Genomic DNA, 25,330 nt, shown 5'->3' with positions numbered 1-25,330 from the left:
TCTGCCTCCAGATACAGAAGTACCTGAGAAGTCTTTTTGTTAGTCAAAGTTCAGTTCGACATCTTTGAGTAACGGATGCTTTTGGTCTTTCTCTGATAAAGTGGGATTCGTAACAGGCCAATCAATCGCGAGTGCTGGATCATTCCACAAAACACCCCGGTCATGTTCAGGGGAATAGTATGCATCCACTTTGTATGTCACTTGTGTATGTGGCACCAGTGTACAGAATCCATGAGCAAAACCTTGGGGGACAAGCAACTGCCGCTGATTATACTCACTGAGAATAACACTTTTCCATTGTCCAAAGGTTGGTGACGAAGTACGAATATCTACAATAACATCATATATAGCTCCGGATATAACTCTGACCAACTTGGTCTGTGCTCTGGGCTGAAGCTGATAATGAAGTCCGCGGAGAACTCCAGCTTCGGCGGACAGGGATTGATTGTCCTGAACGAACACATGATGTATACCATTTTCATACAAAACACGCTCATTGTAACTTTCCATGAAATATCCACGATGATCGCCATAAACCTTGGGTTCCAACATAGCTGCGCCATCCATAAACAGCGGAATCACCTTCATGTTACCCCTCCGTTTTTGCTAATAACAGCATTTCTTCATAATAACTATGTATATGTAAGGCATCGGGCAAGTGATCGTTCATTGGCCTGGTTATATCATGATATTTCAATACGTTGTTCCATAAAATAATCAAAGCCCAGCCGTGTGTGACTTTCGGCTGGGCTTAATAATAGCGACTTTCCTATTTATTCTGTACAATCTGCTCCAAATACTTCAACAAATCCTCCCGCAAATCCGGGCGCTGAAGCGCATAATGAATCGTGGTTTCAATAAAGCCAAGTTTCTCCCCAACATCATGACGCAGGCCGTCAAAGTGATAGGCCAGAATCTGTCGTTGGTCGTTCAGACGGGAAAGGGCATCCGTTAACTGGATTTCTCCACCCACACCAGCAGACTGCTGACCAAGGATATCGAAGATGTCCGGCGTCAGAATATAACGTCCCATAATCGCCAGATTGGAAGGTGACTCTTCCGTTTTTGGTTTCTCGATTAAACGACGCGCGCGGTACACACGATCTTCGGTGCGAGATACCAATTCCCCGTCCACAATTCCATAACGAGACACTTCGCTCCAATCAACTGGCTGTACACCTACAATCGGAGATTGCAATTCATCATAGACTTCGATCATTTGCTGAAGACAAGGATGATTGGATTCCACAATGTCATCCCCCAGCAGCACGGCAAATGGTTCGTTTCCGATAAACTTGCGGGCACACCAGATGGCGTGTCCAAGACCCTTCGGTTCCTTTTGACGGATATAATGGATGTCTGCCATCTCGGAGGGCTTGCGAACTTCATTCAGCAGATCCCACTTCTGTTTACCAGCCAGGTTCTGCTCCAACTCGAATGAATAGTCAAAATGATCCTCAATGGCCCGTTTACCTTTACCTGTTACGATAATGATATCTTCAATGCCTGAAGCTACCGCCTCTTCAATGATGTACTGGATCGTTGGTTTATCAACGATTGGCAGCATCTCTTTGGGCATCGCCTTCGTGGCAGGCAGAAACCGGGTACCGAGCCCGGCTGCTGGAATAATCGCTTTGCGAATACGCATGCTGAGCCCCACTCCTTTTTGCTAGAGTCATATCTTAATATATTAAATGACGGCAAGCTCCAATGTGACTGGACTTCATTATACCATCAACAATTCCCGAATATCCTGCTCGGATAAGGTAGTCGATCCCCCATCTCCCGGTTCAATGACTTCGGCAATCAGATCTTTTTTGCGCTGCTGCAGCTCCAAAATCTTCTCTTCAATCGTACCTTCCGTAACGAGGCGGATAACCTGTACAACTTGTTTCTGCCCCATACGATGGGCACGTCCGATGGCCTGTTCTTCCACGGCGGGATTCCACCACAAATCATATAAAATAACAGTATCTGCACCCGTTAAGTTCAATCCGGTACCCCCAGCCTTTAGCGAGATCAGGAACAATTCGGCTTCGCCCTCGTTGAATCTGCGGCACATTTCTACCCGACTCTGTGCAGGTGTCTGACCATCCAGATAGAACAAATCTCTCCCCTGTGCAGCCAACGTCTGTCGAATCAAATTCAACATGCTAGCGAACTGGGAGAAGATGAGAATCCGCTTGCCAGCAGCCAGACAATCCTGGACCGTCTCCAGCAGCTGCTCCATTTTCCCGGAATCCCCTTGATAACCCTCCACAAAGAGAGCCGGATGACAGCACAACTGGCGTAAGCGTGTAATACCAGCCAGAATTTTAATACGGTTCTTCTGAAAACCGTTCTCTTCCATATCCTTGGATGTCTCATCCTGAAGTTGGGACAGGTAAGCAGCATACAGTTTCTTCTGTTCGTCCTTCAGCTCGGAGCGCTGTACGGTTTCAATACGGTCCGGCAGTTCTTCCAGCACATCTTTCTTCAGACGACGGAGAATAAACGGACGGACCATCCGGGCAATGCGCTCAGGAGGCAGATCCCGGAATCTCCGATAGCTTGGGAACAAGCCCGGGAATACGGCTTCAAAGATCGACCACAGCTCATCCAGTGAGTTCTCCACGGGTGTTCCTGTAAGAGCGAAGCGACGTGGTGCCTGAATCTGTTTAACAGCCTGAGCCGTCTGGGAAGAAGAATTCTTGATCGCTTGGGCTTCATCCAAAATAAGCGTATGAAACGTTCTTCCGAGATATGTGTCCAGATCGCGGCGCAATAGCGGGTAGGAAGTCACAATAACATCTGCTTCATCCATACCTGCGAGCATACTGGCTCGTTCGTCTTTTTGACCTGCTGCAATCAGTACTCGCAAATGCGGCGCAAATCGGGCGAATTCATTCGCCCAGTTGTACGTTAATGAAGCTGGTGCAACGACGAGTACCGGGGGATGAGCAGTATGTTGGTCCAACAGTTCAGCCTGTACTTCATCTGGGATGTTACTCCCGAAAGTTCCCTCATCGACAATGTGATTAGCATCACCAAGACTGATATTGTGCTGTTGCGGCTTTTCTTTCAGTTCTGCTGCGATATAGGCAATACTTTGCAGCGTTTTACCAAGTCCCATATCATCGGCCAGAATGCCGCCAAATCTGTAAAATGCGAGTGTACGCAGCCACTGGTATCCACTGGCCTGATAATCACGCAGCACAGGAGCAAGCGCATCTGGCAGTGCAAAATCCATCCGTTCAGGATCACGAAGGTCATCCAGGAAACGTTTCAGGGAACCGCCCCACTTCACATGTCCCGAAACCTCGTCCCGGCTCGGAAGTTGCAACGCTCGAACTGCCGGCAGCCGAATATGACTGTCCTTGATATCGCCCGACGCAAGTCCAAGTGAATCCGCCATGTGTGCGAAGCTGTCCGCTCCTTCATTTTCGAGAGAGACAAACACACCACTGCGCAAGCGGAAATACGGTTTCTTTTCTACAATGCTGCGCATAATTTCATGAAGCTCATGCTCGTCTACACCTTCCATCTCGAATGAGATCTCCAGCCAGTCCAACCCTTTGCCCAGATCTGCCCGAACTTTTGGCGGTGTCGGATAGGATTGCACCATGGCCTTCACCGCATTCGGTATATAGATGTCTACCTGCTTCTCAAGCTCTGGCAGCAGATGATACATCACATCATATATCGCGTCTTCTCGTTCACTTGCCCATACACTGCCATCCCGTTCCAGGAAAGAGCGATCTAGTCGGTCGATCAGGTTACGCTCCGCATGACGGTCACGTACTAAAATCACCTTTTTCTCTTCCTCATCGATCAAATATTCGGCCAGCGGATTAATCACCATTACACCATAATCAAACTCCAGACGCGCGGTAATCCGTTCCCGGTAGAAATCAATATATAACTTTGGCGCAAGCTCCGGCTCTGCGATTCGTTCTCTCACCTGGGAGTCGATGGACAGATGTCCAAGTGTACGCAATTCCGGCACCACATGCTGCACAAATTCATCTACCTGCTGAGCTGAAATATCGATACTTTCCTTGATTCCATAAGAAGTGAGTGCTCTGCTTAAATCCTCCAGACTTCGCATCTGCATCGGCTCTAACATATGCAATTGCCCTTCCACCACGGCAGCATCATAGGCTGGAAGAAGAATCAGCTCACGCAATCCGGAGATTTCAAGCTGATATCCTTCATTAGTACCCTGCGCAATACGGTAAAATAATGGCAGTGCCCCCTCACCCAAAGTGAGCGGTCCATTCGCTAACCCTGTTCCCTCCATCCGGCTATCTGCCTGAAGCAGCAAATCCAATAGAGGCTTCCAGACCAGAGGGGCAATCAATATATCTCTTCCGTCTGAAGCTCCCAAGTAACCGGAGATGGACTCGCGGTATGCTTCCTCACTCTGCCTCATCCGAATAAGCATAGACAGGATCGACTGATCCTGCGGACTAAAATAATGCATTGAAGGGTCGTAGAAAAACAGCTTGGTAAACGACATTGGTTCACCATTCTCAATACAGTTCAGGAATTGCTTCACTTTCTGAACTACATACAGGCGTTTATTTCCTACCTTCAGTTCAAGCGCGAGTTTGGCTCCGCCTTTGTGAACCTGCACAAGCTTGCATATAAATTGGAGCTGCAGCTCCTCCCGCAATAAAGACCGGGTTACAGGCGCAGTGTATTTACGATCATTTGCATGTAAGGGGCTGCGTTCTTTGGCAAACATGGAAAGAATCTGATCCGCTGTGCGGTAAGAAGGTTTCTCTGCTGATCTTCCCCAACCAGGGGCCGAGCTTGGACGACCTGCTTGAGCGAAATGTACGGACGGACGATCCACATCTGAATGGTCATGAAGCTTGGAATCGGAAGACAAAGGCTCCGTTTCAAAGGCGTGAGCAGATGAATTTGAGTGAGACTCCACATCCCTAACCGAGTCAGTGTTCGAAATGGAGTTTGGGCGCTCCCACTCATTCTCCTCCACCAGCGTTCCTACTCTGGAACTGGAACCACGATCGGGTATAGACATGGGATTTAATGGCGTTTGAGAACCTGTGTCACGCTGTTCTCCCCATTCATGAATCGCCAGCAAAACGGCAGCCACATGTTTGCAATAGTCATAATATCTCCGATCGCCCGGACAACTGCATCCGGCAACAACCTCACCTGCTTCATCCAGATCAACCGTTACTTTGTATCGTTCTGTGCCTCGGACCACAGCTTCGTAATGGCGTTCATCCTGACTGGCAACCAGATTGGTCACCCTGCCAGATTGGTTATACGCTTCTCCCCGTTTGAATGCCGTGACCCCGCACAGCAATTTGATATCCATCATCGTGAATGGCGCCACGGTTCTTCGCCTCCTATATCATGATGTTGTAATTTTCTCGCAAAAATATATACATTTCACTCACCGATACAAACATTTCCCTGACAATCAAGATATCACATACGAATCTGATATCGGTATAGTTCATGTCTCTTTTATAGAAAAAACCCCAAGAGCTCCGTAAAGCAGAGATTGGGGTTGCTTCATACTTCATGCCTGTTACTGTTTGTTCCGGTTTCGTTCTATTATTTCACCAGTTGACCACGCGTTACACCAAGCTGGTTCGTTGCTTTCAGTGTTTTCCATACTTGTGTACCACTGATCTCACCGCGCAGTGCACGATTGTACAGATCAATAACCTCACGTACCTGTTCAGGAGTTTCCTCCAGGAATTCCACACGGTAGCGGGATACACCCAGATCCATGAAGTTGGTCAAATATTCGGCACCGGATTGCTCCACCGCATTATAAACGGTATTGCGGCAACCTTCGTCCACACGTACCGGGTGGGACATGCCGATCCGGTCTTGCAAGGAAGCCCGGTGATCTTCACATGGACGTCCACAGTTCGTAAAGTCCGTGCCTTCACTCATAAACGTGCAGTACACACAGTGCTCGGTATGGAACATCGGCAGATGCTGATGAATAACGACTTCCGTCTGATTTGTACGGGAGTGTCCCAGCAAATCAACCATTTGCTGAATGTTCAGGTCATAAGAAGGAGTAATCCAGTCACAACCTGCTTCCAGGAACAATTCCACTGCTTTGTGATTGGCGATGTTGAGTGAGAAGTCACCGATCAATTCCGGGTGCTTCGCATCTGGGTTCTCCATCCGATGGCGCAAGTAGAAGTACAACGCACCCGTATTACGTACGAGCACAGCATCCGGCTGCAAACGCAAGATGTTGTTGTGATACCCGTTCTCGCCAGGCATATGAATGCGTGGTGTTGCCAACGCAATCTTGCGGCCTGCGGCACGAACGGCTTCCACTGCTGCCGGGAACTGCTTGATAAACTCGAAGTCGGCGTAGATCATGCCGACGCCTGCTTCCAGCGCTGCCTCCACTTGTGGCAGGCTGCGGCAGAGCGCGGTCAGCTCCGCTTGACCGCGAGCCACTGGCGATGCCGGTTTAACCGCATCGCCGTAGACTTCCACCGCACGTTTCACGTAGACGGGCGATTTAGGGCGCTCACCCGCGAGTTGTTCCACCGCCTGACGGCGAATGTTATTCAACTCGCGCATCGGGATGATGACGTCACCGTGCAGGTTGACGTCCAATTCTTCCAGCTGGAACACGGTGCCGCCCAGACGTCCGAATTGCTCTTCGAGCAGTTCATGCGTCATTGGACGCTTCTGGGCAATATCCAGTTCCATCTCGGAATTCACACGGACCGTCGTACCCTTCTGTACGTCCGTCCACCATGTGCTAAGCGGCTGCCCCGGGCTGCCAATGACTTTCACGTTTACCGGGAAGATACGATAAGGCTTCTCAGTTTCAAAGCTCTGACGCAGACGTTTGTCCAGCGCCGGATCATTCGTTTTCCACACTTTGTCGCCAACGTTCACACGGCGCAGGTCCACGTCACTGCGGCCTGGTACAACGTCCACGATCCAGCCTTCTTCCGCTTCGCCTTCAAGCTTCACGCCTTTGCGACGTACATCGTAGACACGTCCGCCTTCTTCTTTCTTCGTCGGATCTCCGGCATCAAATACGATTCCGTCTCCACGTTTAACTGGTGCATCCAGCTTCAGGACGACACCATCCCGTAATACTTGGTCTACACGACCCAGGTAGACGCCACGGCTTTTCGGGAACGTGCCATCAACCAGCTCTTTATTGTTTGTACCGCTCAGGAAACCGTGCGTGAATCCACGAGAGAAGCTCTGCTGCAATTCGCGAACTTCTTCCTTACTTGGTGGCGTGTTATCTCCATCAAAGTAACGGTCGATCGCTTTGCGGTATTTGCTCACCACGTTAGCTACGTATTCCGGCGTTTTGAGACGTCCTTCGATTTTGAAGGAAGTTACCCCAGCCTCGATCAGTTCCGGCATCAAGTCAATCGCAGCCAGATCCTTCGGAGACAGCAGATATGCCACATCGCCCATTGGTTTATGCTCGCCATCCACCATCAGGTCGTACGGCAGACGACAAGCCTGTGCACATTCCCCACGGTTGGCGGAACGTCCGCCCCACATTTCAGAAGTCAGACATTGCCCGGAATAAGAGACACACAATGCACCGTGAACAAATACTTCCATCGGCAACTTCGCCTGTTCTCCGATTTTCTGAATTTGCTTCAGGTTGTTCTCCCGTCCAAGAACGACACGTTCCATATCAAACGGTTTAGTAAACTCTACCGCTTCCGGTGACGTAATCGTCATTTGAGTTGAACCGTGAATCGGGAAGTCCGGTGAGATCTCGCGGATCATTTTGACCAAACCCAAATCCTGTACAATCACGGCGTCCACACCTGCATCGACACAAGCATCGATCAGTTCTTTGGCATCCGTCAATTCATTTTCAAAAATCAATATATTAAAGGTCAAAAAACCTTTTACGCCATAACTGTGCAAAAACGCCATAATCTCCGGCAGTTCGTCCATACGGAAATTGTTCGCCCGTGCCCGTGCATTAAATTTTTCGACTCCGAAGAAAATCGCATCCGCACCGTTGGCTACCGCCGAACGCATACAGTCCCAGTCACCTGCGGGTGCCAGAAGCTCAACGTCTTCTCTTCGTATTGTTGCTGTTTTCATGTGTATCCTCCCCATAACCGGCATAGCCGGATTTCATCCCTACACCCTGTACGTTAAATCCTGTACCTTGATTCCATACATCTGCATTGTCACTGTATCGCTATATCTATACATTATGTCTGTATTGCCTGATTCCCAAGCCTACAGTCATTCTTATTTTTCAGAACAGCAGTCATAACTCCTGAACTAGTATAGTGTACCACTTCTGCAACGACTCTTCTACGCTTTCCTGAAAAAACCGTTTGTCATTTTCATTTCCATCTCAACATGCATATACGAAAAACCGGAAGGTCTTCTAACCCTCCGGCAACATGTATCCTATTTTATTTCAGCATTTCGCATTATTTGATAAAAGTAAATGAGTTCACGGCTTTTTCCAGCGCTGCTGCCTGCACTTCCGTCTTGTTGGCGTCATTCAGCCCACTTGTTATCGTATACGTCGTTCCGTTCTGTTCAAACACGATCTGACGTCCGGTATACGGCACACCATTGTCCACTTCATGATAGATAAAGGAAAACGCAGGTACACCGGCAAACGATATCTCCTCACTGCTAATCAATTTGAAGTTTTTACGCGTTTTGGTTGCTTCCGCATATGCCTCTCGAAGTTGACTGACAGTCATCTCAATGGATTTGTCCTCACTCGCGGCAATGGAGAATTGACCACCTGTGAAGGTATAAACGACAGGCGAATACTCAAATCGATCATTGTACGGCGTCCAGTAACGCGGAATATCCACACTATAATGATAACGTTTGGACGTTCGTGTCACGTTTTTTGTTTTATCTGTCAAATACGGGTCTTCATCCAGCTGTCCGAAATTATCGGATACGGTATCAAAATCAATCTCAACACTCTTCATGATACTCTTAAACCATTCACGGTCCTTCGTCTGCTCCTCAGGGAACGTATACTCTGCATAATAACGATACCCGTTTTTTTGCAAAAGAACATCGAACTCCGTCTGCCATCCATCTCCAAAGTTATAACGGAATTCATTCACTTCGGCAGTCTCGCCTGATACGTCCATCGTATACGAACTGATCGGCTCATAACTTTCCGGCGTGAACGTCTCACGCATCCACTTGTCCAGTTGGCCGCTCCACTCCTGGACTGTCGCACCCTTCGGTGCAGATGTAACACGAAGTTGCAGATATGCACCATCCTTGGCTTCGTATATCATCTGGGTGTTGTCCATAGACCAGCCTGCTGGAATCTTCAGTTCAATGCCATAATCGTCATTCCAGGTAGAGCGCATACCCTCATCCACGGTTGAAAGATCCTTAATCGTACGATCCGACTGAACATACGTAGGTTGGAATGAGTTGAGCAGCGCTGCACGTTTGCCCAGATCCTTGTAATTCAGAGCTCCATAATCCGCGAGGTATACATCATATTGGCGACCATCCTTGATATATTGACGCATTTCCCATAAAACACCGTCCGCATCTTTAACCACTATCCGGGCATATGGGGTTTTCCCTTTGGCAATCGATTCCCGATCAAGCACTGTATCTCCGGCCTCTTTCGCTTCCTGAACAAGCTGCTGTAACAAATCATCCGAATCCAGATTGACATCCTGGTCACTCACATACACTTCAAGATAATAACTGCTGTCCTCTGCGCCAAAAGTCATCATACGCTCCTGCTCACCCGTTTGCAGAATCATGAGGTCGGATGGATAATTCATGGACCAGCCATAATAACTGTTACCAATTCTTGTTTTGCCTTCATCCAGATTAATGCTGCCCTCGTCGTCATCCGTCGATCCATCCGTTTGCAATAAACGAATGACCATCTCTCCTGAGCTGCTTGGGGCAAGTGTAGCTCCAATCCCCGCAGCTACCGGGCGGAGTGGCACCATGAGCACCCCGTTCATCATTTTTGGGGCTGCGCCCATCTCTTTTTTGACACCATCCACCCAGGCAATCGAACTGCCAATCGTTAAGGTGACGGTATGCGGACCTTCTTTGACTTTGACCACATCATTCTTCTCCAGTCGAATTTCGCTTCCAAAAGCCTTCTTGAATACACCGACGGGAACCATCGTAACCCCTTTGAATTTATATGGTTTAGCGATTGTCTGCTTGCTGCCATTGATGTAGGCACTCGTACTACCTGCGGTGATCCGCAGCTCGCTTGTCGTAAGATCGGATGCCCATGCAGGCAATGCCGCTCCAATACTCAGCATCCCGGCTATCATACCTGTGCTCAGCACACGTAAAAAAGATTTCTTCATTCCGTTCATTCGTCCTCTCTGGATCCGGATTGCTCGCCGGGCTTTATTGGTCTTCATCTACAGGGAACTGCTCATCTTCATCGTCTTGGATATCCGCTCGATCAGCAAGGACCACCGTACGAGTGACAATATCGCCTTCCGTTTGCATCACCAGTTTGACTTTCTGTCCTGGCACATACTTTTTGAGCAGCTCATTAATATCCACCACAGAGGACACACGTGTGCCTGCCACACTGTATAACACATCCCCCTCTTTGATTTTCGCTTTCTTCGCTTGGGCTGACAGTACGCCGGTAATCGTCAAAGGATCATCTGTAGGCAGGCCCACAATCGCTGACCAGCTCTCTTCCAGTTGCAAGCCAAGGCTTGCACGCTTGATTTTTCCGTATTCAAAGAACTGATTGATAATATATTGAACGGTATCTACTGGAATCGAAAACCCCATGCTCTCGATACCCACTGCTGAAAATTTCATAGAGTTAATACCGACGACTTCGCCTTTAAGGTTGACCAACGGTCCGCCGCTGTTACCTGGATTAATGGCGGTATCTGTTTGAATCAATCGATAGGTGGCCTCCACTCCCCGATTAAGACCACTGATTACGCCTACTGTCGCCGAGTTACGCAAAGAGAAGGAGATTGGTGTACCGATAGCAATAACGGTTTCTCCAACGGTTGTCTGTGAAGCTTTGGCGAAGGTCGCCGGCTTAAGAGACTTGGCATTAATTTTGATCAGAGCGATATCGCTTAACGGGTCACTGTATGTTTTGGTGATTTTATATGTATTGCCATCGGTCGTCACAACCAGCGGATTGGTTAACCCATCAACCACATGGGCATTCGTCACAATCCAGCCGTTGGAGCGGATAATCACGCCAGTACCATGAGCTAGATTATAGCGATCGGATGTGACTCCATCCTGTGATTCAGTAGATTTACCGATGATGCCTACAACAGACGGAGATACTTTTTCAATCACTTTCGGGACTGCTTCACTACCCTTATACTGAAACGTTCCGGATTTGGCATCATATTGCCCACTACCTCCGAGCGCTTTGACCAAATCTTTTGAGCTAACATATACTTGTCCATCTACCACTTTGGCTTGCATTCCTGATGAAGACTCCGCTGCTCCAGCCGTTGCTGCAACACTGATCGAGAGTACAGCAGCCATCAGTATGGCTACACCCTTTTTCCCCAACACTCTCATTCTCTCACCTAACCCTCTCTATACATCCTCCGTTATGCAACCGAACCATACGATCCATCACTGAATCTCTTTCTCTATCATCTGCACTACCGGTATCCTCCAATTTAACATACAAATTATTCCTGTTCAATCGCTTTAAGACCTAATTTCTATAGAGAAGACCGTATTATCCGAACCACTCTGCAAAACACAAAAAAACACCCTCCTTAACTCCCTGGAAAGTGTTTGTCTGTTCTTCTACTTGCTGTTTTCAATAAATTCAGCGGTGTCTCTACGAACCGAACCAACCGGTAATCATGGCATAATCCGTCAAAAGGAATACCAGCAGACTGACCACTGCAAATCCGATTGCAAACAAATTTTTCTTCGGTGCGCGAAGCAGACGAACCACTCCGATGAAAATCAGGATCGTAAATAAGATGACAAAAATATCAAACGCATTAAAATTTGAAGTACTCGCCGTGGCAGCTTCTGCAAACAGCATGGATAGACAGACCTCCTCACCATAGTTGAACATGCATTTTGCATTAATCCAATGATTGAATTCCAATCAGCAAGAAGTAAACTGAAATGAGACTCTCATTTACAACTTGTATCCAGAACCGATTCAAGTGATGCAAAATGCCGAATGCTAACGCATACCCTAATATCTTCCTCTATGTTATCTGTACCCTGCTTGTAATGCAAGCCCTATCATCCAGAAAAATGAAAAAAATCCAGTTTGGCAGTGGAATGAGGGAATGCTTGCTCTAGCTCATATGTAAACACTTTCACCGATGTCATATTGAGATTGGCACAACGGCAAAATATCAGAAAACCCTTCTCCTCGGAAGAAGAGACATCAGATCATACATCGATGCCTCACACTTCGCAAAAAGAAGGGTTAGATATTCACAAACAACCTGTAAACTGGCGTATTTACTCCGTCAATTGTAGCGTCTTGCTTCGTTCCGTATCCCGCTCCAGTACTGGTTTCAAGTACTTACCTGTATAGGAAGCTTCCACTTTAATAATATCCTCTGGCGTACCTGTCGCAACAATGGTTCCGCCACCACTACCACCTTCTGGACCCAGATCAACGATATAATCGGCTGTTTTGATAACGTCCAGGTTATGCTCGATAACCAGTACCGATTCACCAGAATCCACCAGACGGTGCAGGACGTTCAGCAGACGATCAATATCATCGACATGAAGACCAGTCGTTGGCTCATCCAGAATATAAATAGTTTTACCCGTACTGCGACGATACAGCTCGGAAGCGAGCTTCACGCGTTGTGCTTCACCGCCGGACAAGGTTGTTGCAGGCTGCCCCAAGTTAATGTAGCCCAACCCCACATCGAGCAAGGTTTGCATTTTACGATGAATTTTCGGAATGTTCTCGAAGAATTGTGTTGCATCCTCAACCGTCATTCCCAGCACATCTGCAATATTTTTATTTTTGTATTTGACTTCAAGGGTTTCGCGATTGTACCGTTTGCCTTTGCAGACCTCACAAGGAACATAGACATCCGGCAAGAAGTGCATCTCGATCTTGATAATGCCGTCCCCGCGACATGCTTCACAACGTCCACCTTTGATATTGAAACTGAACCGGCCTTTTTTGTATCCGCGCACTTTGGCTTCATTGGTCTGTGCAAACAGATCACGGATGTCATCAAAGACACCTGTATAGGTAGCCGGGTTGGAACGTGGTGTCCGTCCGATTGGCGACTGGTCAATATCAATGACTTTATCAATATGTTCCAGACCACGAATCTCTTTGTGTTGACCTGGACGTACACGAGCGCGGTTCAGATCGCGAGCCAGCGTTTTATATAAAATCTCATTAATTAGCGTCGATTTACCCGAGCCGGATACACCCGTGACTGCGGTAAATACACCCACCGGAATTTTTACATTCAGGTTTTTCAGGTTATTTTCCTTCGCTCCGCGTACTTCCAGCCAGCGGTCCCCGACACTTCGGCGTTCAGTACGTACCGGAATAAACTTGCGCCCACTCAGATATTGACCTGTTAACGAGTTCTCATCATTCATGATTTCTTCCGGTGTACCCTGCGACATTATGGTACCACCGTGGATACCTGCCCCCGGACCAATATCGATAATGTAGTCTGCGGCAAGCATCGTATCTTCATCATGTTCAACCACGATCAGTGTGTTACCGATATCCCGCATATGAGCGAGTGTGGAGATCAGACGATCATTATCCCGTTGATGCAAACCTATACTTGGCTCGTCCAGAATATACAGCACACCCATCAGACTGGAACCAATTTGTGTCGCCAGCCTGATCCGTTGGGCTTCACCACCGGACAACGTTCCGGCAGCACGGCTAAGGGTTAGGTAATCCAGACCCACGTTCACCAGGAAGCCAAGGCGGCTGTTGATTTCTTTTAAAATAAGTTTGGCGATTATTTCTTCTTTCTCACTCAATTGCAGCGAATCGAAGAAACGGCCAGCTTCTCCAATGGACAAACTTGTCACATACGCCATGTTGTGATCGTTAATAGTAACAGCAAGGCTTTCACGTTTCAGTCGCTGTCCTTTACATGTTCCACACGGCTTGGCACTCATATAACCTTCAATGAATTCACGGATACCTTCGGATGCTGTCTCACGGTAACGACGCTCCAGATTATTCACAATACCTTCAAAGGTGACCAGTGCTTCTTTCCGTTGTCCAAAATCATTCTCGTACCGGAAACGAATTTTCTCCGTACCTGTACCCTGCAAAAGCTTGTTCATTTGTTCAGCAGGGAGATCTTCTACAGGTACGTTTTGCGGAATGTTAAAGTGTTCGCATACCGACTTGAGGAACTGCGGATAATAGGTTGATGTGCCACCTGTCCACGCATCAAACGCACCGTCTTCAATTGTTTTGCTTCGATCCGGCACCAGTAGGTCCGAATCAACAATCATTTTGACACCTAATCCATCACAATCCGGGCAGGCTCCAAATGGGCTGTTGAACGAAAACATGCGCGGCGCCAGCTCTTCAATACTGAATCCGCACACCGGGCAGGCAAAGTTGGAACTGAAACGCAGTTCTTCTTCACCCATAATATCCACCAATAACTGTCCACCGGACAGATTAAGTGCAGTCTCGATAGAATCGGCCAAACGTGATTGCACATCTTCCTTGATCACAATCCTGTCAACGACGACTTCAATCGTATGTTTCTTGTTCTTTTCCAATTGGATATCTTCGGACAGATCACGTAACTCCCCGTTCACCCGAACACGAACAAAACCTTGCTTGGAGATATCGGAAAACACACTTTTGTGTTCACCCTTACGACCGGAGACAATCGGTGCCAAAATCTGTAGCCGGGTCCGTTCTGGGTATTGCATCACGCGGTCTACCATCTGCTCTACGGTCTGGGAAGTAATCTCCACGCCATGATCCGGGCAATGGGGATGTCCCACACGTGCAAATAACAGACGCAGGTAATCATAGATTTCCGTAACGGTTCCGACGGTAGAACGCGGGTTTCGACTGGTCGTTTTCTGATCTATGGAGATGGCCGGAGACAATCCTTCAATAGAATCGACATCCGGTTTCTCCATCTGCCCCAGAAACTGCCGTGCATAAGCCGATAATGATTCGACGTAACGTCGCTGTCCTTCGGCATATATCGTATCAAAAGCCAGCGAGGACTTGCCTGAGCCACTCAGACCGGTCAATACAACAAAACGGTCACGCGGGATGGTGATATCAATGTTTTTGAGGTTATGCGCTCGCGCGCCTTTGATGACAATGTTCTCGCTCGCCAATGGTATTCATCCTTTCAAAAGTCAAAGTCAAATTCTTTTCGATCCCTCCCAAACCCTCCCTTCCAAGGGAGGGCCCCAGAGGGCGCAGCCCTCTGGACACCCGAAACAGGCGGTGCGTGGTGAATGGTCGGGTCTTGCTATGTGAATGGTTGTTGTGTGCCCGCAGCCTCGTCCAGGATACCGGCCTCTTGCCGGTATCCTGGACGGCTGCTCTACCACGAGAGGACGCTCACGGCTTGCCTCGTTCGCGAAAGGTCGCCATTGCCTTTGGCTCAGCTCCCAAGGACACAACTTCCAAATGCTTTCCTATAAACCTTTTAACCAATTTCAACTTTTCTATCAGTATAGACCTGATTTAAAGTTTTCAACATGTCTAATTACCGGTAGAGATTACTGATTTCCTTACTCAACAAGAGAACGGCCACGCGGCCGTTCTCTTGTTGCTGATCTATCCTTGCAGCGACATATTCACTATCTGTACATCTACTTATCTCTAAACAACCTGCCCTTACGAGCTATTCCGCGCGAAGTTCCAACAATGCATCGCGAAGTTCAGCCGCACGCTCAAACTGCAGGTTTTTGGCAGCATCCTTCATCTCTGCCTCGAGGCGCTGAATAAGCGCCTGGCGGTCCTTCTTCGACATCTTCTCGGCAGCGCCTGTAAGATAGTCTTTTTTGGATTCGGCCACTTTGGTTGCTTCAATCACATCGCGCACTTTTTTGCGAATCGTCTGTGGTGTAATGCCATGCTCTTCGTTATATTCAATCTGGATTGCACGGCGGCGTTCCGTTTCCTTAATCGCCTTATCCATCGAATCCGTCACTTTGTCACCGTACAGAATGACTCGACCTTCGCTGTTCCGTGCCGCCCGACCAATCGTTTGGATCAGTGAACGTTCGGAACGCAGGAAGCCTTCCTTGTCGGCATCCAAAATGGCTACCAGAGAAACTTCTGGAAGATCCAGACCTTCCCTGAGCAAGTTGATCCCGATCAGTACATGGAAAACTCCAAGCCTGAGATCACGTAGTATCGCCATACGCTCTAACGTCTTTATCTCGGAGTGCAAATAACGTACCTTAATTCCGATCTCCTTCAGATAGTCCGTCAGATCCTCGGACATCTTCTTCGTTAATGTCGTGATCAATACACGCTCGTCTTTCGCAATCCGATCATTAATCTCACCAATCAAGTCATCGATCTGTCCCTTCGTTGGACGCAGTTCAATGATTGGATCGAGCAGACCGGTTGGACGAATGATCTGTTGTACCATCGTGTCCGTATGCTCAATCTCGTAAGGACCAGGTGTTGCGGATACATAGATAATCTGATCCATCTTTCCTTCAAACTCATCAAATTTGAGCGGTCGATTATCCAGTGCAGATGGCAGACGGAATCCATGATCCACCAGCACTGTTTTCCGTGCTTGGTCACCGTTATACATCGCACGGATCTGTGGCAGAGTCACGTGGGACTCATCGACCACAATCAACATGTCATCCGGAAAATAGTCCATTAATGTGTAAGGTGTATCGCCACGCTCGCGGAATGTCAGTGGTCCGGAATAGTTCTCGATTCCTGAACAGAATCCAACTTCCTTCATCATCTCGATATCGTATCGCGTACGTTGCTCCAGTCGCTGAGCCTCCAGCAATTTACCCTGATCACGCAATACTTCAAGACGCTCTTCCAGTTCACGCTCAATGTTCACAAGGGCAACCTTCATCGTCTCTTCTTGGGTTACAAAGTGAGACGCCGGGAAGATGGCAATATGTTCACGTTCGCCAACCAGTTCTCCGGTTAACACATCAATCTCCGTAATTTTCTCAATTTCATCTCCGAACAATTCCACTCGAATCGCATGTTCACCCTTCGATGCCGGGAAAATTTCGATAACGTCGCCGCGAACGCGGAACGTCCCACGCACAAAGTTAATGTCATTTCGCTGATATTGAATCTCTACCAGACGAGACAAAATCTGATTGCGTGGTTTCTCCATCCCCACACGTAGCGATAAAAGCATGCTGGAATACGAATGCGGCGAACCCAAACCATAAATGCAGGATACACTCGCTACAATAATGACATCCCTGCGTTCAAACAATGAACTCGTAGCCGCATGGCGCAACTTATCAATCTCTTCGTTAATACTCGAATCCTTCTCGATATACGTATCCGAGGAAGGAATATAGGCCTCTGGCTGAAAGTAATCGTAGTAACTGACAAAATACTCAACCATATTATTCGGAAAGAAGTCTTTGAACTCACTTGCAAGCTGTGCTGCCAGCGTTTTATTGTGGGCAATAACCAGCGTGGGACGTTGCAGCTTGGCAATCGTCTGTGCAATGGTGAACGTCTTACCCGTACCGGTTGCACCCAGCAGCGTCTGATATCTCTTCCCCTCCTGAACCCCCTTCACCAATTCTTCAATGGCTGAAGGCTGGTCACCTTGGGGAGAAAACTCTGACTCAATTTCGAACGTTTTGTCGCTCATTATAATATCGCTCATTGCCGTATCTCACCCTATCGTCTAAAATAATAGTCACTATATATTGTCGAAGTTCCCCGAATTTACATATGGGAAAACTTATAGTAATAGGAATATTTGTTCCCGTTTAATTATACCTCGTCAATGCAAGTGATGCAATCGCGAAGTAAAGATAGGAGTTGGTTAATTTATGGATATTGCAACACTTATCGGCATTATTGCCGGGATTGCCGCAGTCATTAGTGGTTTTTTGTGGGAAGGCGGCCAATTATCAGGTCTGATGCAAAAGACCGCTGCTCTAATTGTATTTGGTGGGACGATTGCTGCAATCGTTGCCAGTTTCCCTGCACATCGGCTGCGTACAATTCCGGCTGCTCTGCGCATGGCCTTTGGGCGTAGCAACAATGACTCAAGCCAGTGGGTTGAAGAACTTGTAGATATGTCTTCAATTGCTCGCCGCTCAGGCGTGCTTGCACTGGAACGGAAAGTGATGGACCATCCGCATCCATTTTTGCAAGACGGAATTCAGATGGTTGTCGATGGCACAGATCAGGATGTTGTTCGCCAGATCATGGAGATGGAAATTGATTCCGTCGAACAAAAATATGAAGGTTATGCCAAAATCTTTGAATCAGCAGGCGGTTATGCTCCAACGATGGGTATCATTGGTACCGTGATGGGACTTATTCAGGTACTCGGCAGTCTGACCGATCCTACCGGACTCGGACCAGCGATTGCTGTTGCCTTTACCGCAACCCTGTACGGGGTCGCCAGTGCCAATCTTATCTTTTTACCCATTGCTTCCAAAATTAAATCCCGTGGAGCAGACGAAATTCAGACGATGGAAATGCTGCTCGAAGGTGTGCTTTCCATCCAGAATGGAGAGAACCCTCAGCTCGTGCGTAAACGGCTGGAGTCCTTCACACTCACTCACCGCCAGATCACACGTCCTGCAGTGAAGGAGGGATTGGATGAGTCGGCGCAGTAAACGGCGCGGAAAACGTGAACCTGGAGATCATCGCGATCGCTGGATGATTACCTATGCCGATCTCATTACCCTGCTGCTGATCTTTTTTGTGATCATGTATGCCATGAGCCATCTGGATTCTGGTAAATACGATGTGGTTACTCAATCGTTGCAAAATACATTTAACCAATCCAACTCCCTGCTTGACCAAGGTGAAGGGATTGCTGGCACAGCGGGACAAGCCATTACCAAAAATCCGCCTTCCGAGATTCAGGGAGAAGACCCCGGAGAAGGCGGAGGATCTTCTTCCGGCTCCGAGACAGGTACGACAGAAAATGATGATCAGCCACTTACGGAGCGGGAAGAGCAATTCAGATCACAGGAGCAGGAACTACAAAATCTATTCAATGTGATTACCCAGTATATCGAGGACAATAAACTGGAAAATCAGATTTTTGTTGCGGACAAGCCTCAGGGCATCTCCATTACACTCAGTGACCGCTTCCTGTTTGATCAGGGACAAGCTGCCCTCAAAGGCGATGCTGCACCCACACTGAGCAAATTGGCCAGCCTGTTCCGTGATCTGAGCACCGTTGTCAGCATTGAAGGCCATACGGATAACGTTCCTGTCGGGGCGAATGCTACCTATAAAGACAATTGGGAGCTTTCCGGTGAACGCGCACTGTCTGTATTGCGATTTTTTATCGACAAAGAAAAGCTTGACCCTGACGGTTTTCAATATGCCGGATATGCGGACACCCGCCCAACTGGGGATAATACCACCGCTGCAGGGCGGCAAAAAAATAGACGTGTGGAAATCACCGTCTTGCGTCAACTCCAGCCTTAATCTCCAACATTTCGCGTAGAAGCATCCTTGCTTTACTATAAAAAAAACGATCTGCTGAATTGAATTCAGTAGATCGTTTTTTTTGGTTTATTACTTCTATCTTCTATTGATAAAACGGCAGCTCATTTGTTTTTTCGTTTTATGGTAATGGCATCCGATGGATTACCTCATCATACAACCGATTTCATACATTATGCATCTACGCCTGGCTGGCTGGGACGAAGAATCGCAGAACCCACTGTCAGCAAGATGGCTGCCATGCCAAACAGAATCAACAGCGGCAGTGCAATGTCCGACAACGTACCGCCAGCAGAGATCGTTTCCACCGCCTGAATCGCCCATTTCTGCGGAACAAAATTAGCGAGTTTTTGCATATAATCCGGCATGATCGACAGCGGCCAGAAACAGCCACCAATCATGCACGTCGGCGTGATGATCAGCGAATTCAGCATGTTTGCATTTTTGGATTCACGAATCAATCCGGCAACCGTACTCGCAATCCCCATGGAGACCAGCATAAATGCGGCCAGAATGAGAAGGTGGATGCCAAATGGAATCCCCGCATCATAATGAAGCACCCATCTGCTAATCCCCAGCACCAAAACAATTTGGATCAAACCGATCGCAAAACTCCCCAGAAAATTGCCCAGTGCGATTTCATAGGCACGGACCGGAGCCGTGTAGACTCTTGCCATCGTACGCTGCCTGCGGTCTTCCATAATAACAGCAACTGTGCTGGTCAGCAGACCCATCATGAACATGATCGTAAATCCGGTTACGTTGTTCAGACCCGGTTTGGGATAAATCTGCAGTTCAGTTGCTTCACCCGAAATTTGATGTTTGCCCAGTTCAAGTAACAACTCTTTAAATTTTGCTTCTGCCAGAGCTGGATCAGGAGTCTCACTCGAAGCCGCATCTGTCGCTGCCAATACTGCCGAAGCAGATTGATTCAAACCCGCCGCCAAACCTTCAACCGCAGCTCTCAGCGTATAGGAACTTTCACTGACACGAAGTTCTACCAGCTGAACTTCAGGCTGTTTGCCTTGTAGTAAATTGTCCGTATAATGCGCCGGGATAACGAGTCCGGAACTCCCCCTTTGCTGCGCGATAGCTTCCTTAACTTCCGCAACGTCATTCATGGGCTTGAGCAGATATTCCTCTTTGCGGACAAGCTCATCCAAGATCCATCTGCCTGCTGCACCCTGATCCTCGTTTACATAAGGAATGACCGCACGTGTCCCCTCCTCGCTCCCAAACAGCGCAATTGTTCCTGTGACGACAAGGCAAGGAAGAAGAAAGAACGTGATGAAACCCCGTTTGCGCAATATCGTGCGTCGGATCATCAACCAGGCAATATTCAGGCTATTCATAGCGATACCCCGCCTTTCTATAGACTAGTGCCGCTACCGCCACCATTACCGCACATACCGCACCAAGCATCATGATGCTGTACATAATCTCACTTACGGGAGCGTCCAGCATCATCCGCAGAAAACTTTGCAGAGCCCAGTGATTTACCGTAAATTCGCTTATCCGCTGTACAAAACCAATGGCAATGGGTGTAAATCCACCGCTGATAAACGTCATGGCAATAATGATGCCTTGAAGAGCGGCACTTGCCGATGCGGCATTTTTGCAAACCAGGGCAACGATCACGCCGAGAGTCATGGAAGCCAGCGTAATTAGCACACAGATCAAAACAATCAGCCAGGGATGTGTGCCCCAGTTCACACCATATAACCAATCCGTCATCAGTACGATGATGATGGCCTGCATGAAAGCAATCAGGCTGTTGCCTGCAATTTTCCCTGCAAAAATGACCCCATTGCCAATCGGAGCTGCCTGTAGGCGAGTTAGCGTTTTTTTGTCTCTCTCACCAAACAGGCTGTTGCTGGTTGTCATGCCCGAGTAAAGCATGAACATGGCGAGCATCGAAGCCGCATAATATTGTGAAGCACTATAAGAGGTCCCCGCTTTTCCGGGACTGCTGACGGTTATATATGAAGAGCTCTCCCTACTGGTCTGTGAGCGCTCAGCCATTGCAGCTACTGCGTCAGGACCTAACACTTTTGCCGCAGCGACCTTGCTGTTGAGTTCATCCGTGAACCGCGTAAACAAAGTCTGCCCCACGACATTGAGCGTGCCATCTTTCCCCAATATCCATTGCAACTTCGCCTCCTCCCCTTTCATGATCTGCTCTTCTAAATTGGATGGGACTATTACGGCAAAATCCAGGTCACCACGTCGCAGTGCACTTACAGCCTCTTCCTCCGTAGAAATGTTCTGTACCTTCATGATGTCGGCTACCGCCGGGGATGTCACAAATGTATTCAAAGCTTTGCTGATCGCATCGGAATCGGAATTTTCTTCAGTCTGAATGATCCCTACTCTCACCGGGTCAGGTATGGCTTCTTTTGCCGTCCCCATTGTACTGGAAAGTGCAGTACCCAATATAAAGATGAGCAGCAGCGGCAGAATAAACAGATTCAACAGAACGGAGCGAATTCTTAGAATCCGTCTCAACTCAAAGATGCAAATATGCCATATGTTCATCTGAGATCCTCCTAGTCCCGAAGCGTACGTCCGGTCAGATTGAGGAAGAGCGTTTCCAGATCAGGCTCTTCGACCTTGAGCGATTGAATGGAGATTTCATGTTTGCTGCAAATGAAGAGCATATCCTGTAGATCCTGCTGTGCAGAAGGCAGCGTAACGGTCAATGTATCGTCTGATACTTCTACCGCCCGCACACGGGGGTGAAGCTTTAATTCTTCCACAACAGCTGGACCAACGCCTGAAGTGGTGAGCACTATTTTTTCCTCAGATGCAACCCGTTCTCTCAGCTCTGCTTCGGTGCCGCAGGCAATGATGTGGCCCTGATCCATAATCGCTACCCGGTGACTGATTGCAGCAACTTCCTCCATGTAATGACTTGTATAAATGATGGTTGATCCCATCTGATTAAGCGTACGGACCGACTCCAAAATATGATTGCGCGATTGCGGGTCAATGCCCACTGTTGGTTCATCCATAATGATTAGATCCGGCCGATGCATAATGGCACACGCAATGTTCAGCCTGCGTTTCATACCGCCAGAAAAAGTGGATGGGGCATCCTTCGCTTTGTCCTGCAAACCTACAAATTCGAGAGATTCCTGCACTCTTTCTTTAAGCATTTTTCCACGGAGTCCGTATAATCGAGCAAAAAAAGTTACATTCTCCGCAGCAGTCATCGTTTCGTATAGAGCCAGATCCTGTGGTACCAGCCCGATTTTGCGTTTCACTTCAAGTGGCCGTTCCTTGACCGATATGCCATCCAATCGAATTTCACCTTGATCCATATTTAATAGACCGGCAATCATGCTAATAGTGGTACTTTTACCTGCTCCATTGGGTCCAAGCAATCCAAAAATTTCACCTTTACCGACACTCAGATTTAAATGATCCACCGACAGCTTGCTGCCATATCGTTTTACTACATGATCCACTTCAAGCATAGCCATAGATTATACACTCCTCTTCCGTCCAGTTTCCTGCCATTGGATTATATATCTGTATTGTAACGAATTGTGATCTTCTGCGAAGGTACGAAAGGTCATGAAACAAAGGTGACTTAAGTCATCTTCGGTTGGGAAAACGGCCTATGATATAATCGACATAGTTTACCGGAAGGTATACCTTCACTTCTAAAATAAAGGATGTCTCTGACATATGCCGATGCGGTTGCTGCAATACGGTTTACTCATAGTTCCCGCGGTCCTGTATATTCTGGTGCTACCACTGGAACAAGAAGATAGCTATACGCTGTATATAATCATTGCACTTGGACTCGCGGTGTGGAAGGACTTCACCCGTTCAAGTATGCAGCGTTTGCTGCTTGTGGCCGAAATCCTTTTCAGCTGCTGGCTGATCGCTCTATATGGCCCATTTATGTTTTTCCTCTCCTTATCTGCGCTTTATGTGTACATGTACAGACTGGATGGGGCCCAGCGTTGGTTAATGCTCGCAATTCAGCTTATCGCCAGCAATATCGCGTTACATTGGTATTACGCCCCACCACAGGGGCTTCATGCATGGCTTTCAATTCACCCAAACGAGGTCACTCCCTTCACCCAAGAGACAATCGCTCGGGTTGCAGGTAACTTGCTCCTGCTCATCACCTCAACACTCTCTTGGCAGGGGTCTAGAAGCGCGAGCAGCCGTGGGCAGCTTGAACAGGTGTATGATGAGCTGCGCAGTAAACATTACGAGCTTCAGGAGGCACGCGAACAATTGCTGCAATTCACGAAGCAGCTTGAAGGGACTGCACAGGTTGAGGAGCGTACCCGGATATCTAGGCAGCTTCATGATGATATTGGTCACCGCCTGATTCGCACCAAAATGATGTCTGAGGCAGCCCTCCTGACTATCCCTATACATCCGGAACAGGGAACGGAAATGGTGAAACAGATTCGCGATCAATTGGCCGCCAGTATGGATGACATGCGAACCACGCTTCACAAATTGCGGCCTAGCTCTTATATATCCGATGCCTACGCACTGGATCGTCTTCTGGAAGACGTTGGCCGGGAAACGGGTGTGAAGACGATTTACGAAGTCCGTGGACATTCACATGTACTCTATCCCAGTATGCAGATCGTCTTGTACAAAAATGCCAAAGAGGCTGTGACCAATGCCCTCCGTCATGGGAACGCCACTACGATTACGGTGGAACTGGAATTTGGAGAAAGGGAAATCTGCATGGCTGTCAGCAACGATGGGAAGATCCATACCCTTTCCACGAAGGAACAAACAAAAGCAAGTCATGAAGAATCTCGTGCTAACCCGAGTGTAAAGGCAGAGTTTACAGGGATCGGCATGGGGCTTGAAGGTATGCGTCTACGCACACAGTTGGTTGGAGGGAAACTGGAGATCAAACCGGACTATCCCTATACGGTGATTACACGCCTGCCCATGACGAACAAAGCTGAACTGATCTGAAAAAGGAAGTGATTTTCTCATGTCTGACCTGAATGAATTAAATAACTCGAGCCATTCTGTCCGACCTCAGTCCATTCGGCTGATACTTGCGGATGATGATTCCTTTATCCGTGAAAGTCTCAAAGTCCTGCTCGGGCTCGATCCCGGTATTAGCGTTACAGCTACAGCTTCAAACGGACGAGAAGCTCTGGAACTGCTGGAATCAGGAACACCTGCCGACGTTGTACTTATGGATATTCGCATGCCCGATTGTGACGGAGTTGAAGGTACCCGAATCATTAAGACACGCTTCCCTGACGTGCGTGTACTGATGCTTACCACGTTTGACGATGATGAGTATATTATTCAGGCTTTGCAAAACGGGGCCAGCGGTTATTTGCTCAAAAATGTGCCCCCTGACCGGATCATTCAGGGCATCAAGACAGTACATAACGGGGATATGTTGATTCATCCTGATATTGCTCGTAAGCTCGCGAGTTTGCTCCGTCCTGCTGCAGCGCCTCGGACAAATGAACCCATTGATTCATACGGACTAACCCGAATGGAACTGGCTGTTGCAGAGGCTATCTCGGAAGGGCTATCCAATAAAGAAATTGCTGCAAAACTATTCTTGAGCGAAGGCACGGTCAAAAACTATGTTACCGATATTCTTGGCAAGCTTAGTTTGCGTGATCGGACTCAAATCGCCATTTTCATGTTGAAAAAGTAGCAAAAAGGGTATCTCCTTCGCCTGAATAGGTT

General features: G+C 48.0%; 16 protein-coding genes. 4 read left to right on the top strand and 12 right to left on the bottom strand.

Features of this window, described 5'->3' with window-relative positions; all coding sequences use genetic code 11:
• Positions 1-39 precede the first annotated feature (39 nt).
• The 9 genes from rfbC to uvrB form a co-directional block, all read right to left on the bottom strand.
• Entirely contained in the window at positions 40-588 is a 549-nt protein-coding gene (rfbC, locus tag AMS66_RS04090; RefSeq protein ID WP_053779573.1) for a dTDP-4-dehydrorhamnose 3,5-epimerase, read from the bottom strand.
• A 181-nt stretch (positions 589-769) separates the two neighbouring features.
• Positions 770-1,648, bottom strand: a complete 879-nt coding sequence (gene galU, locus AMS66_RS04085; protein ID WP_053779572.1) for a UTP--glucose-1-phosphate uridylyltransferase GalU — start codon at positions 1,646-1,648, stop codon at positions 770-772.
• 78 nt (positions 1,649-1,726) lie between these two features.
• Positions 1,727-5,347 (bottom strand): DEAD/DEAH box helicase, encoded by a 3,621-nt coding sequence (locus AMS66_RS04080; RefSeq protein ID WP_082350560.1) that lies wholly within the window; start codon positions 5,345-5,347, stop codon positions 1,727-1,729.
• A gap of 224 nt (positions 5,348-5,571) precedes the next feature.
• Positions 5,572-8,085 carry a U32 family peptidase gene (locus AMS66_RS04075; RefSeq protein WP_053779571.1) on the bottom strand — a complete coding sequence of 838 codons (2,514 nt, stop codon included), beginning with the start codon at positions 8,083-8,085 and terminating at the stop codon, positions 5,572-5,574.
• 341 nt (positions 8,086-8,426) lie between these two features.
• On the bottom strand, positions 8,427-10,325 hold the full coding sequence (locus AMS66_RS04070; RefSeq protein ID WP_330219285.1) for a stalk domain-containing protein: 1,899 nt from the start codon (positions 10,323-10,325) through the stop codon (positions 8,427-8,429).
• A gap of 43 nt (positions 10,326-10,368) precedes the next feature.
• The gene (locus AMS66_RS04065; protein WP_236703171.1) at positions 10,369-11,535 is read right to left on the bottom strand and encodes a S1C family serine protease; all 1,167 of its coding nucleotides are present in this window, start codon (positions 11,533-11,535) and stop codon (positions 10,369-10,371) included.
• Positions 11,536-11,806: 271 nt separating this feature from the next.
• Positions 11,807-12,019 carry a hypothetical protein gene (locus AMS66_RS04060; protein WP_053779569.1) on the bottom strand — a complete coding sequence of 71 codons (213 nt, stop codon included), beginning with the start codon at positions 12,017-12,019 and terminating at the stop codon, positions 11,807-11,809.
• A gap of 434 nt (positions 12,020-12,453) precedes the next feature.
• On the bottom strand, positions 12,454-15,312 hold the full coding sequence (uvrA, locus tag AMS66_RS04055; protein ID WP_053779568.1) for an excinuclease ABC subunit UvrA: 2,859 nt from the start codon (positions 15,310-15,312) through the stop codon (positions 12,454-12,456).
• 515 nt (positions 15,313-15,827) lie between these two features.
• Positions 15,828-17,819, bottom strand: a complete 1,992-nt coding sequence (gene uvrB / locus AMS66_RS04050) for an excinuclease ABC subunit UvrB (protein WP_053779567.1) — start codon at positions 17,817-17,819, stop codon at positions 15,828-15,830.
• A gap of 169 nt (positions 17,820-17,988) precedes the next feature.
• Here uvrB and AMS66_RS04045 point away from each other — a divergent pair, with 169 nt between their 5' ends.
• Positions 17,989-18,786 (top strand): flagellar motor protein, encoded by a 798-nt coding sequence (locus tag AMS66_RS04045; protein ID WP_053779566.1) that lies wholly within the window; start codon positions 17,989-17,991, stop codon positions 18,784-18,786.
• Positions 18,770-19,612, top strand: coding sequence for a flagellar motor protein MotB (locus tag AMS66_RS04040; protein ID WP_053779565.1), 843 nt, complete (start codon positions 18,770-18,772; stop codon positions 19,610-19,612). Before AMS66_RS04045 ends, AMS66_RS04040 begins: the two co-directional genes overlap by 17 nt.
• Before the next feature lie 191 nt (positions 19,613-19,803).
• Here the strand turns inward: AMS66_RS04040 and AMS66_RS04035 are convergent, their stop codons facing one another.
• Genes AMS66_RS04035 through AMS66_RS04025 form a run of 3 tightly spaced genes read right to left on the bottom strand, consistent with a single transcriptional unit; the run spans position 19,804 to position 23,112 of the window.
• Positions 19,804-20,982, bottom strand: a complete 1,179-nt coding sequence (locus AMS66_RS04035; RefSeq protein WP_053779564.1) for an ABC transporter permease — start codon at positions 20,980-20,982, stop codon at positions 19,804-19,806.
• Positions 20,975-22,165 carry an ABC transporter permease gene (locus AMS66_RS04030; RefSeq protein ID WP_053779563.1) on the bottom strand — a complete coding sequence of 397 codons (1,191 nt, stop codon included), beginning with the start codon at positions 22,163-22,165 and terminating at the stop codon, positions 20,975-20,977. Before AMS66_RS04030 ends, AMS66_RS04035 begins: the two co-directional genes overlap by 8 nt.
• Before the next feature lie 11 nt (positions 22,166-22,176).
• Positions 22,177-23,112, bottom strand: coding sequence for an ABC transporter ATP-binding protein (locus AMS66_RS04025; RefSeq protein ID WP_053779562.1), 936 nt, complete (start codon positions 23,110-23,112; stop codon positions 22,177-22,179).
• A gap of 208 nt (positions 23,113-23,320) precedes the next feature.
• Between AMS66_RS04025 and AMS66_RS04020 the strand changes: the two genes are divergently transcribed.
• Both AMS66_RS04020 and AMS66_RS04015 read left to right on the top strand, forming a co-directional pair.
• On the top strand, positions 23,321-24,589 hold the full coding sequence (locus tag AMS66_RS04020) for a sensor histidine kinase (protein WP_053779561.1): 1,269 nt from the start codon (positions 23,321-23,323) through the stop codon (positions 24,587-24,589).
• Between the two features lie 19 nt (positions 24,590-24,608).
• Entirely contained in the window at positions 24,609-25,298 is a 690-nt protein-coding gene (locus AMS66_RS04015) for a response regulator (protein ID WP_053779560.1), read from the top strand.
• The last annotated feature ends 32 nt before the right edge of the window (positions 25,299-25,330 follow it).

This window comes from Paenibacillus xylanivorans (assembly GCF_001280595.1).
Classification (GTDB): Bacteria; Bacillota; Bacilli; order Paenibacillales; family Paenibacillaceae; genus Paenibacillus; species Paenibacillus xylanivorans.
Note: the sequence above shows the minus strand (reverse complement) of the source record. Positions and strands in the feature narration are given on the sequence as shown.